Annotated in this window: 8 protein-coding genes and 1 pseudogene; 1 reads left to right on the forward strand and 8 read right to left on the reverse strand. The window is 65.8% G+C overall.

What is annotated here, in order from left to right; translation table 11 throughout:
- The 7 genes and pseudogenes from VIR09_RS01225 to VIR09_RS01255 all read right to left on the reverse strand — a co-directional run.
- Window positions 1-190: pseudogene (locus tag VIR09_RS01225) on the reverse strand (peptidylprolyl isomerase); the annotation flags it as partial.
- Between the two features lie 28 nt (window positions 191-218).
- On the reverse strand, window positions 219-902 hold the full coding sequence (gene narI, locus VIR09_RS01230; protein ID WP_332010981.1) for a respiratory nitrate reductase subunit gamma: 684 nt from the start codon (window positions 900-902) through the stop codon (window positions 219-221).
- 18 nt (window positions 903-920) lie between these two features.
- Complete coding sequence (gene narJ, locus VIR09_RS01235; RefSeq protein WP_332010983.1) at window positions 921-1,568, reverse strand: nitrate reductase molybdenum cofactor assembly chaperone; 648 nt, start codon at window positions 1,566-1,568, stop codon at window positions 921-923.
- Between the two features lie 15 nt (window positions 1,569-1,583).
- The gene (gene narH / locus VIR09_RS01240; RefSeq protein ID WP_332010986.1) at window positions 1,584-3,149 is read right to left on the reverse strand and encodes a nitrate reductase subunit beta; all 1,566 of its coding nucleotides are present in this window, start codon (window positions 3,147-3,149) and stop codon (window positions 1,584-1,586) included.
- Complete coding sequence (locus VIR09_RS01245; RefSeq protein ID WP_332010989.1) at window positions 3,146-6,886, reverse strand: nitrate reductase subunit alpha; 3,741 nt, start codon at window positions 6,884-6,886, stop codon at window positions 3,146-3,148. Before VIR09_RS01245 ends, narH begins: the two co-directional genes overlap by 4 nt.
- A gap of 154 nt (window positions 6,887-7,040) precedes the next feature.
- On the reverse strand, window positions 7,041-8,429 hold the full coding sequence (locus tag VIR09_RS01250) for a NarK family nitrate/nitrite MFS transporter (RefSeq protein ID WP_207467667.1): 1,389 nt from the start codon (window positions 8,427-8,429) through the stop codon (window positions 7,041-7,043).
- Between the two features lie 10 nt (window positions 8,430-8,439).
- A complete protein-coding gene (locus VIR09_RS01255) occupies window positions 8,440-9,717 on the reverse strand; it encodes a nitrate/nitrite transporter (protein ID WP_332010995.1) in 1,278 nt (425 codons plus the stop codon).
- 232 nt (window positions 9,718-9,949) lie between these two features.
- Here VIR09_RS01255 and VIR09_RS01260 point away from each other — a divergent pair, with 232 nt between their 5' ends.
- Window positions 9,950-11,200 carry an NnrS family protein gene (locus tag VIR09_RS01260; protein WP_332010998.1) on the forward strand — a complete coding sequence of 417 codons (1,251 nt, stop codon included), beginning with the start codon at window positions 9,950-9,952 and terminating at the stop codon, window positions 11,198-11,200.
- Window positions 11,201-11,203: 3 nt separating this feature from the next.
- Here VIR09_RS01260 and VIR09_RS01265 read toward each other — a convergent pair whose 3' ends face one another.
- Window positions 11,204-12,034: a hypothetical protein gene (locus tag VIR09_RS01265; RefSeq protein WP_332011002.1), complete on the reverse strand. Its 831-nt coding sequence runs from the start codon at window positions 12,032-12,034 to the stop codon at window positions 11,204-11,206.
- Between the last annotated feature and the right edge of the window lie 119 nt (window positions 12,035-12,153).

Below are 12,153 nucleotides of genomic sequence, written 5' to 3' on the forward strand. Positions count from 1 at the left end.
GCAAGGCGCCGATGGCGCCCTCCTCGTCCGCGGCGTCCAGGCCCAGCCTGCCGGCCTCGTCCAGCAGTACGCGGCGCAGCACCAGGGCGGTGATCGCTTCGCGCATGGGATTGCCGGCCTCGGCATGCAGCGGCAGTTCGCGTTCCAGATCCGCGTCGTTCAGTTCGACGCCATTGACGATGACAGGCATGTTCGGCTCCTAGTCCTGGTGCGTGGAATCAGCGCGGGCGGACCAGCTGCCAGGCGCGGCCCAGGTAGCCGACCGAGGCGAAGCCGCTCCAGACGTGGACCAGGCGCGTGAACGGGAAGATCACGAACAGCGTCAGGCCCATGAACAGGTGTGCCTTGAACAGCAAGGGCACGCCGGCGATATGGCTGGCGGCGTCACCCTGGAAGGTGACGATGTGCTGCGCCCAGGTCATCAGGCGCACCATCATTTCGCCGTCCATGTGGCCAGCCGACAGCACGATGGTGGACAGGCCCAGCAGCAGCGTGACCAGGATCCACAGCAGCAGCAGCTTGTCGCCGGGCCGCGTGGTGGCGCGGATGCGGGGATCGCTCAGGCGGCGATGGATCAGGATCAAGAGGCCGATCAGGCACAGGCCGCCCATGACGCCGCCGGCCACCATGGCCACGGTCTGCTTGAGCGTATGCGATACGCCCAGCGTGTCCCACACCACCACCGGCGTCAGCAGGCCGGCCAGGTGCCCGAAGAACAGGCCCAGGATGCCGACGTGGAACAGGATGTTGCCCAGGCGCAGTTGCCCGCGGTGCAGCAGCTGCGAGCTGTCCGTCTTCCAGGTGTACTGCTCGCGCTCGAAGCGCACCAGGCTGCCCAACAGGAAGATCGTCAGCGCGATGTAGGGATAGATGCCGAAAAGAAACTGATTCAGGGAGTTCATGATGCGTCGTCCTGAAGATTAATGAGCCGCGGGCGCACGGGGATAGAAGCGCACGGTCTGCGCGCCATCGCCCGAGAAAGGCCGCAGCAGCGGTTCCACGCCGTCCGGTCCGGTGCCGAAGGTCTCCATCGCCTCGTCCATGTCGCGCACGGGCGCCTCGGTCTGTTCGCGCGGAATCACGCGGGACTGCGCGCGCAGCACCGCGAAGATGCAGGCGTAGGGGCTTTCGCCCTTGGCCAGGCGCGCGCCGATGGCGGCCAGCACGTGGATGGCCTCGTCCAGCAGGTCCTGCGCCAGGGCCGGGTCGATCACCCCCAGGAACTCCAGGAACAGCGGCACATGGTCCGGCAGCTCGGACACCACCGGTTCGAAGCCATGCTCGCGGTAGGTGTCCAGCAGGTCCACCATGGCCTGGCCGCGGTCGCGGCTTTCGCCGTGCACGTGCTCGAACAGGTGCAGCGAGTGCGAGCGGTTGCGGTCAAAGGTGGCGACGTAGTTTTCCTGCAGCGCGATGAGATCGTTGGTGGCCAGGTAGGCCACCAGCGGCTGCAGGGTTTCCTCCGCATCGGGATAGTCGGACAAGGCGGCTTCGACCTCGCCCAGCGCGTCCAGCAGCTCGGGCTCGGGGTAGCACAGCAAGGCGGAAAGCAGGCGGTACAGACTCATGGTTATTCTCCTTTCCTAGGCCGTAGCGGCCTTCTTGCGCGATTTCGGCATCTCGATGAAGATCTCGCTGCCCTGGGGCTTGCGTCCGAACAAGGTGCCTTCCGACACCCCGCCCGAGCAACCGTTGCCGAAGGTGAAGCCGCAGCTGCCCTTCTCGTTGAAGCTGTCCTCGACCACTTCCTTGTGGCTGCTGGGCACCACGAAGCGATCCTCGTAGTCGGCGATCGCCATGATCTTGTACATGTCCTGCACGGTCGCCTCGGACAGGCCGACCTGCTCCAGCAAGGCGGTATCGCGTTCGCCGTGCACGGTTTCCGAACGCTTGTAGGCACGCATGGCCAGCATGCGTTCCAGCGCCTGCACCACCGGCGCTTCCTTGCCCGCCGTCAACAGGTTGGCCAGGTAGCGCACCGGGATGCGCAGGCTGGAAACGTCCGGGATCATGGCGCTCTTGCCCACCGTGCGCTGCGGCATCTGGCCGGATTCGGCGGCCGTCTGGATGGGCGACAGCGGCGGGATGTACCAGACCATGGGCAAGGTGCGGTATTCCGGATGCAGCGGGAAGGCGACGCGCCATTCCATCGCCATCTTGTAGACCGGCGATTTGCGGGCGGCTTCCAGCCAGGATTCGGGGATGCCCTGTTCGCGCGCGGCGGCTATCACCTCGGGCGAATGCGGATCCAGGAACAGGTCGAGCTGCGACTGGTACAGGTCCTGCTCGTTGGCGGTGGACGCGGCGTGTTCGATCTGATCGGCGTCGTACAGCATCACGCCCAGGTAGCGGATGCGGCCCACGCAGGTTTCCGAGCACACGGTCGGCTGGCCGGCCTCGATGCGCGGATAGCAGAAGGTGCACTTCTCGGCCTTGCCGCTGCTCCAGTTGTAATAGATCTTCTTGTACGGGCAGCCGGAGATGCACATGCGCCAGCCGCGGCACTTGTCCTGGTCCACCAGCACGATGCCGTCGTCTTCACGCTTGTAGATGGAACCGGACGGGCAGCTGGCGACACAGGCCGGGTTCAGGCAGTGTTCGCACAGGCGCGGCAGGTACATCATGAAGGTGTTCTCGAAGGTCGAGTACATCTCCTTCTGCACGCCTTCGAACAGCGCGTCGCGGCTGCGCGCGCTGAACTCGCCGCCCAGGTCGTCTTCCCAGTTCGGGCCCCAATGGATCTTGTCCATCTTCTTGCCGGTCAGCACCGACACCGGGCGTGCGGTGGGCGGAGTCTGCGACAGCGGCGCCTTCTGCAGATGCTCGTAGTCGAAAGTGAACGGCTCGTAGTAGTCGTCGATCTGCGGCAGGTTCGGGTTGGCGAAGAGATTGGCCAGGATCCGCAGCTTGCCGCCCTGGCGCGGTTCCAGCTTGCCGGCGGCGGTGCGCTTCCAGCCGCCCTTCCACTTCTCCTGGTTCTCCCATTCCTTGGGATAGCCGATGCCGGGCTTGGTTTCCACGTTGTTGAACCAGGCGTATTCGACACCGTCGCGGCTGGTCCAGACGTTCTTGCAGGTGACCGAGCAAGTGTGGCAGCCAATGCACTTGTCCAGGTTCAGCACCATGCCGATTTGGGCGCGTATCCTCATGATTGCTTCTCTTCTTGTTGCGTTTCGACCAGCGGACCTTCCAGCCAGTCCACCTTCTTCATCTTGCGCAGCACCACGAACTCGTCGCGGTTGGCGCCCACCGTGCCGTAATAATTGAAGCCGTAGGCCTGCTGGGCATAGCCGCCGATCATGTGCGTGGGCTTGAGCACCGTGCGCGTGACCGAGTTATGGATGCCGCCGCGCTTGCCGCTGGTTTCCGCGCCCGGCACGTTCACGATCTTTTCCTGCGCGTGGTACATCAGGCACATGCCGACCGGCACGCGCTGGCTGACCACCACCCGCGCCGTCAGGGTGCCGTTGACGTTGAACACTTCGACCCAGTCGTTGTCGACCAGCCCGGCCTGCTTGGCCTCGGCCTCCGAGATCCACACGTGGGGACCGCCGCGGCTCAGGGTCAGCATGCGCAGGTTGTCCGAGTAGGTGCTGTGGATGCCCCACTTCTGGTGCGGCGTCAGCCAGTTCAGGACCAGTTCCTTTTCACCGTTCGGGTAGCGGCCCAGCATGGGCGCAACCGTCTTGGTGTCGATGGCCGGCTTGTACACGCAGGAGCCTTCGCCGAAGTCCAGCATCCAGCGATGGTCCTGGTAGAACTGCTGGCGGCCGGTCAGCGTGCGCCATGGAATCAGCTCGTGCACGTTGGTATAGCCAGCGTTGTAGCTGACCTCTTCGCTTTCCAGGCCCGACCAGGTGGGCGCGGAAATGATCTTGCGCGGCTGCGCCTGGATGTCGCGGAAGCGGATCTTGTCGTGCTCGCGGCCGATGGCCAGGTGCGCGTGCTCACGCCCCGTGATCTTGCCCAGGGCTTCCCAGGCCTTGACCGACACGTGGCCATTGGTCTCGGGCGCGAAGGTCAGGATCATCTCGGCCGCGTCGATGGCGGTGTCCAGCTTGGGCCGGCCCTGGCTCACGCCAGGCTCGGTCACGGCCTCGTTGATGCCGGCCAGCTCGTGCACTTCGTGCTCGGTGTTCCAGTTGATGCCCTTGCCGCCGTTGCCCAGCTTGTCCAGCAGCGGCCCCACCGAGGTGAACTTGCGGTAGATGTCGTTGTAGTCGCGCTCGACCACGGTCATGTTGGGCGCGGTCTTGCCCGGCACCAGGTCGCATTCGCCCAGCTTCCAGTCCTTGGGCTCGAAAGCCTGGCCCAGTTCTCCCGGGGTGTCATGCATCAGCGGCGTCAGCACCACGTCGCGGCGCTTGCCCAGGTAGGGGCCGCCGATTTCGCTGAACTTCTTGGCCAGCAGCTTGTAGATCTCCCAGTCGGTCTTGCTTTCCCACAAGGGCTGCACGGCCTCGCTCAGCGGATGGATGAACGGGTGCATGTCCGAGGTGTTGAGGTCGTCCTTTTCGTACCAGGTGGCCGTGGGCAACACGATGTCGCCGTACAGGCAGGTGGTGCTCATGCGGAAGTCCAGCACGGTCAGCAGGTCCAGCTTGCCTTCGGCCGCGTCTTCCTGATAGGTCACCTCGGTAGGCTTGATCGCGTCGGCTTCGTCGCCGAATACCGCGTTCTGCGTGCCCAGGAGGTACTTCAGGAAGTACTCGTGCCCCTTGCCGCTGGAACCCAGGATGTTGGACCGCCACACGAACATATTGCGCGGGAAGTTGGCCGGGTCGTCCGGATCCTCGCAGGACATGCGCAGTTCGCCCGACTTGAGCTGTTCGGCGACATACGCCACCGGATCCTTGCCCTGGCTTTCCGCCTGCGCCACCACGTCCAGCGGATTGGTGCGCAGTTGCGGCGCCGACGGCAGCCAGCCCATGCGCTCGGCGCGGGCGTTCAGGTCGATCATGCTGAGGTCGCCGTAGCGGCCGCGGTCCGCCGTCGGGCCCAGGATTTCCTGGACGTTCAGCTTTTCATGGCGCCACTGGCTGGTGTGCGCGTAGAAGAAGGACGTGCCGTTCATCTGGCGCGGCGGACGTACCCAGTCGGAACCGAACGCCAGCGGCGCCCAGCCGAACTGCGGACGCAGCTTTTCCTGGCCCACGTAGTGGGCCCAGCCACCACCGCTCTTGCCCACGCAACCGCACATCATCAGCATGTTGATGATGCCGCGGTAGATCATGTCCATGTGGTACCAGTGGTTCAGGCCGGCGCCGACGATCACCATGGACTTGCCTTCGGTGTCATGGGCGTTCTGCGCGAACTCGCGCGCCACCTGGATCACCTGCGCGCGCGGCACGCCGGTGTGCTTTTCCTGCCAGGCGGGCGTATACGGCACGTCGTCGTCATAGGAGCTGGCGACGTTGCCGCCGCCCAGGCCGCGGTCCAGGCCGTAGTTGGCCATCTGCAGGTCGTAGACCGTGGCCACCAGGGCCTCGCTGCCGTCTGCCAGGCGAATGCGGCGCGCCGGCACGTTGCGCACCTGCAGTTCGCCATGCTCGCTGCCGAAATAAGGGAAACCCACGCTCACGACGGCGTCGGACTGATCGACCAGGCTCAGCGTGGGTTCGATCTCGCGGCCATTGCCGCCGTCCTTGGACTCCAGGTTCCAACGGCCGACCTTTTCGCCGCCGTTGACCGCGCCCTCGCCCCAGCGAAAGCCGATGCTGCCGTTGGGAGCGACCAGGTCGCCGCTCTTGGCATCCAGCACCAGCGTCTTCCAATCGGGGTTGTTCTGTTCGCCCAGCGCGCCGTCCAGGTGCGAGGCGCGCAGGAAGTGGTCGGGGGCATGGAAGCCGTCGCGCTCCTTCAGCAGCACCAGCATGGGCATGTCGGTGTAGCGCCGCACGTAGTCGCGGAAGTAGTCCGAGGCGCCCGACAGGTGGAATTCCTTCAGGATCACATGGCCCATGGCCATGGCCAGCGCGGCGTCGGTGCCCTGCTTGGGCGCCAGCCAGATGTCGCCGAACTTGACCATTTCGCCGAAGTCGCTGGACACGGCCACCGTCTTGGTGCCCTTGTAGCGGACCTCGGTGTAGAAGTGCGCGTCCGGCGTGCGGGTCTGGGGCACGTTCGAGCCCCACACCATCAGATAGGTCGAGTTGTACCAGTCGGCCGATTCCGGCACGTCGGTCTGCTCGCCCCAGATCTGCGGGCTGGCGGGCGGCAAGTCGCAGTACCAGTCGTAAAAGCTCAGGCAGGCGCCGCCCAGCAGGCTGAGATAGCGCGCGCCGGCCGCATAGCTGACCATGGACATCGCCGGGATAGGCGAAAAGCCGATCACGCGGTCGGGGCCGAACTTCTTGATCGTCAGCGCGTTGGCGGCGGCCACGATTTCCATTGCGGTATCCCAATCGGCGCGCACGAAGCCGCCCAGGCCGCGCACGGCCTTGTAGCGCTTGGCGCGCTTGGGATCCTGGCTGATCCATTCCCAGGCCGCGATCGGGTCCATGGTCTTGCGGGCCTCGCGCCACATTTCCATGAGGCGGCCGCGGATCATCGGGTACTTCACGCGCTGCGCCGAGTACACGTACCAGCTGTACGAGGCCCCTCGCGGACAGCCGCGGGGCTCATGGTTGGGCAGGTCGGGCCGCGTGCGCGGGTAGTCGGTCTGCTGGGTTTCCCAGGTGATCAGGCCGTTCTTGACGTAGACCTTCCAGGAGCAGGAGCCCGTGCAGTTCACGCCGTGCGTCGAGCGCACCACCTTGTCGTGCTGCCAGCGGGCGCGGTAGGCGTTTTCCCACTTGCGGTCCTCGTTGACCGTTTCGCCGTGACCGTCCGCGAAGGTGGACTTCACCCGCGACATGAACTTCAAGCGGTCCAGAAAATGGCTCATTCTCTATTCTCCAAGAGCGCCGGTCCGGCCGGCGCGTACTGCGATCAATGCTGTTGAATTCATTGTGGGCGCGGCCCGCCTTCCGGACCATTCGCCGGTGGCACAGGCCGGGCGCGGCAGAATGACTAGTCACTCCGGCCGCGTCCGTTTCGCTCTAGCAAGGCACCGGCGCATTGCGGCGGGCGTAGTACCACCAGGTGATGACCATGCAGGTGGCGTAGAAGCCGATGAAGCAATACAGGGCGGCCTGCACGCTGCCCGTCATCTCCAGCGAGGTGCCGAAGCTGCGCGGGATGAAAAAGCCGCCGTACGCGCCGATCGCACCCGAGAAACCCAGCACCGCGGCCGATTCCTTGGCGGCGTCCGCCTGGGCCTGCTTCTGCGCCGCGGCGCCCTTGCCCTCGGCCGCCTGCGTGCGTTCGCGCAGGAAGATCACGGGAATCATGCGGAAGGTCGAGCCGTTGCCCACGCCGGTCAGCGCGAACAGGACGATGAACATGGTCAGGAAGCCTGTGAAATTCCCGGTCTGTCCGGCCACCGGCAGGAACGTCACCACGCCCAGCACCGCCGCGATCATGGCCGCGAAGGTGAACAGCGTGACCCGCGCGCCGCCCAGCTTGTCCGATACCCAGCCGCCGAACGGCCGCGTCAGCGAGCCCAGCAATGGGCCGAGGAAGGCATAGGCCATGGGATCGACCTGCGGGAACAGCGTCTTGGTCAGCATGGCGAAGCCCGCCGAGAAGCCGATGAAGGAACCGAAGGTGCCCACGTACAGCCAGCACATCAGCCAGTTGTGCTTGCGCTTGAAGATGACGGCCTGGTCCGCGAACGAGGCGCGAGCGTCGGCGATGTCGTTCATGCCGAACCAGGCGGCAATGGATGCCAGCGCTATCGGTATCACCCAGATGAAGCCGGCGTTCTGCAGCCACAGGTTCTGTTGCGCGCCATTGGCGGTGATGACCTGGGGCTCGCCGCCCGCCACGCCGAACACGCCGATGGAAATGACCACGGGCACCACGAACTGCACCAGGGACACGCCCAGGTTGCCGATGCCGGCGTTCAGCCCGGTGGCCAGGCCCTTCTTCTCCTTGGGGAAGAAGAAGCTAATGTTGGCCATGCTGGAACTGAAGTTGCCGCCGCCCAGGCCGCACAGCAGCGCCAGGATCAGCAGGGTCGGAAAGGTGGTGGTCGGATCGCGCAGGGCGAAGCCCATGCCCAGCGCCGGGATCAGCAGCGAGGCGGTGGAAATGGCCGTCCACTTGCGCCCGCCGAACACCGGCACCAGGAAGGAGTAGAAGATGCGCAGGGTCGCGCCCGACAGTGCCGGCAGCGCCGTCAGCCAGAACATCTGGTTCTTGGACAGCATGAAACCGGCGCGGTCCAGGTTGACCACCACCACGCTCCACAGCATCCAGATGCTGAACGCCAGCATCAGCGCCGGAATCGAGATCCAGAGATTGCGGTTGGCGACGCGGGCGCCGGTCTGCTTCCAGAAGCCGGGATTATCCGGCTCCCAGCGCGCAAGGACTTGAGTGGAAGACATAGGGATACTCTCAGGAGGTGGTGGAGGGAGAGGCAGCTTGTTGCCGGGCGATGGCCGCGCTTTCCGGCCGGAAACTGAAGTGCATGAAGATGAGGGAGACGCAGACGGTGCCGTACAGCAGCATGAAGGCGCTGGAACGCACGCCCGTCAGGTCCAGCAGGATTCCGAACATGATCGGCAGCACGAAGCCGCCCAGGCCGCCCGCCAGGCCGACGATGCCGGAGACCGCGCCGATGTTTTCGCCGAACTCGTCCGAGATGAACTTGAAGACCGAGGCCTTGCCGATGGCCATGGCGATGCCGACCACGAACAGCAGCACGGTGAAGGCGACCGGTCCCAGCGCGATGCCGAAGCTGCGCGGGCCGTTGGCGGTCGCGACGGTGAGTTCCGTTTGCGGATAGCTCAGCAGGAAGAACGCCACCCAGCACACCCACATCACCCACCAGGTGGTCTTGTAGGCGCCGTAGCGGTCGGAGATCCAGCCGCCCACGGCGCGCAGCACGCCGCCAGGCAGGGAGAAGCAAGCCGCCAGCAACGCCGCCAGCTTCATGTCGAAGCCGTATTCGCCGATGTAGTACTTGGTCATCCACAGCGCCAGCGCCACATAGCCGCCGAACACCACCGAGTAGTACTGGCAGTAGCGCCAGACGCGGGGATCCTTCAGCATGGCCATCTGCGCCGACAGGCTGGCGCCGCTCTTCACGCGGTGCGACGGGTCGGAAGAAGAGAACAGCCAGAACAGAACGGCCGTGACCAGCAGCGCCACCGCGTAGACCTGGGGCACGATGACCCAGGCTCCGCCGGCTGCCGCGATCAGAGCGGGGGCTACGAACTTGGTGATGGCCGAGCCGGAATTACCCGCGCCGAACACGCCCATCGCCAGGCCCTGCTTGTTGCGCGGGAACCAGCGCGCCACATAGGGCGTGCCCACCGAGAAAGAACCGCCCGTCAGGCCGACGAACAGCGCCAGCACCAGGAACTGCCAGTACTCGGTGGCATAGGACAGCAGCCAGATCGGCACCACCGCCAGCAGCATCAGGATGAAGAACACCGGCCGGCCGCCGTAGCGGTCGGTCCAGATGCCCAGCGGCACCCGCACCAGCGAACCGGTCAGGACCGGCATGGCGGCCAACAGGCCGAATTCGGTTTCGGACAGGCCCAGCTGCGCCTTGATGGGAATGCCCAGCACCGCGAAGATCATCCACACCGCGAAACAGATGGTGAAGGCGAACGTGCTTGAAATCAGGACCCGCATCGGCGCGCCGGCCGAGGAATGACTTGCTGCCATGGTTACTCTCGCTTTACTCACGAAGACATGTGGCTAGCCTAGGCATCGCGGGCCTTGCGGACCATTCGCCAGCCGACCAGAAGCCCCTTGCCGATGTGACTAGTCACCGCTTTCTTGCCGGCCCGGCTTGCGCTGGATCAAGCCGCCGCGCTGGCGGCGACGCGCTGGACGCATTAATATGTATTTCAAATACACCTTTAAACGCGATACCGAAACGGCACCGCGGACCCTCATGAGCACGCTGCTTAGCATTGAAGAACCTGCCGCGCCGCCGCGCCGCGCCCGGCCCCAGTGGAGCGCCTTCACGGAAATGGGCTTCAGGCCGCTGTACCTGGCCGGCTGCTTCTGGGCGCTGGCCTCCGTGCTGCTATGGGTGCATGCGCCCGCGCGCCTGACGGGCGTGTTGAACGGCATGCCCTGGCATGCGCACGAGATGTTGTGGGGCTTCGTCGCCACTATCGCGGTGGGCTTCCTGCTGACGGCGGGCGCCAACTGGACCGGCAAGAACCCCTTGCGGGGCACGCCCCTGGCGGCGCTGTGCGCGGTGTGGATCGTGGCGCGCGCGGGCTACCTGGTGCCCGGAAGGCCGGCCTTCGTGGTGGCCGCCGCGGCGGACCTGCTGTTCTTCCTGTGGGCCGCGGGCGCGCTGGGCCGCGCCGTCGCCGTCACGCGCAATCAGCGCAATTACGGCATTCCCTTTCTGCTGCTGGGCCTGGCCGCGACCAACGCGCTCTATCTCTGGGCCTCGGTCCGGGGCGACTACTTCGCGCTGATGCGCTACTTCAATGCCGGCCTGCTGTGCATGGCGGTGCTGACGCTGCTGATCGCGCGCCGCGTCATCCCCTTCTTCGCCAAGCGCGCGGTGGCCGGGCTGGACATCCCGCCTCACACCCGCAGCGGCCATTGGCAGTTGGGCACGGGCATCGTCGCGATCGCCTGCCTGCTGGCGGGCCAGCCGCAGGCGGCCGCGCTGGCGCTGGCCGCCACCGGGCTGATCGCCCTGGCGCAATGGATATCGTGGAAGCCCTGGGCGGTGCGCAAGGTGCCGCTGCTATGGATCCTGTATGCGGGCTATGGCGGCCTGGGCATAGGCCTCTTGGTGGGCGCGGCGCAACTGGCCGGCTATGTGCTGCGGCCCGCCTGGCCCGCACATGTGATCGGCGTGGCCGGGTTCTCGGTGCTGATCCTGGGCATGGTCACGCGCACCGCGCTCGGCCACCTGGGCCGGCCGCTGCAGACCGACCGCAGCATGGTGCTGAGCTATGCGCTGATGATAATGGCGGCGTTGCTGCGCCTGGCCGCCCTGCTCCCGACCGCCGCCACCATCGGCTTTCTGCATGCCTCGGCGACCGCCTGGGCGCTGGCCTTCGCGCTGTACCTGTGGCGCTTCTTCCCCATGATGATCCGGCCGCGGGCCGATGCCGGCAAGAGCGCCGCGCCGGTGATGAAGGTGGTGCCCGTCGCGCGGCGTCCGGCGGCCTGATCCTCAGCCGCGCCCTTCGCGCCGGCGCGTGGCGGCCAACTGCTGCTTCATGGCCTTGAGCCAGGCCTTGACCTGCTGCATGTCCACGAACTGCGATAGTTCGAATTCCAGTTCGCCTATGTATTCCTGGGCGTCGGCGATCTCCGCGTCCAGATCTTCCATCAGGTCCGCGGGGTCGATGGATTGGGCGGGATCGAAGTGGTACCTGGCTTTGAAGCCGTCTTCCACGGCCGCGATTTCGCTGGCCAGGATGGCGAGCTGCGCCTCCAGCGCCTGGTTGTACTGCGCATAACGGTCCTCATCGATGTCCGCCAGCCGCTCGGGACCAGCAGCCGCCAGCGCTTCGATTTCCGCGAGCGCCTCCTGAGCCGGCGCGGCTCCCGGCAGCGCTTCCTCTGCGTCCCCGTCCTCTGCTTCCCCGTCCTCTTCGTCCTCCTCCAGCTCGGCGTCATAGTCCGAGCCGCCATGCTTCAGATACAGGGCCTTCAACCTGTCCGTATCGCATTCCGCCGGCGTGCCGTCCAGCACGATGGCGTCCAGCGTCTCCTGCGCCAACTGCGCTGCAATCTCGGACGCCAGGGTGCGTTCCGCCTTGGTCAGCTCTTTCTGCTTGCAGGCATGGTCGAAGCAGGCCACCAGCTTGGCCTTCAGTTCGACCTCGACCGTCTCCAGCGGCGCCAGCGCATCTTCGTACTTCTTCTGATATTCCGGCTGCACGGTCTGCCACCGGCGCAGGCGGGCGCGCTGCGCCTCCAGCGTCTGCGCGAGCGACTCGAATCTCTGGCGTTGCGGCGTTCCGGATGCCGGCTGCGCGGCGGACGTGTTTTCTTGCATGGGGAACCTGGGCAGGCGGCGCCATGGGCGCCTTGAAATGATCGGAGCGCCATTTTAGACGCGGCGGCGCCTGCCGATGCCTCGATGCCTCGTTGCCTTGGTCCGGGCATGCGCCCCCG

It is taken from the genome of Achromobacter sp., assembly GCF_036567245.1.
Classification (GTDB): Bacteria; Pseudomonadota; Gammaproteobacteria; order Burkholderiales; family Burkholderiaceae_B; genus Achromobacter.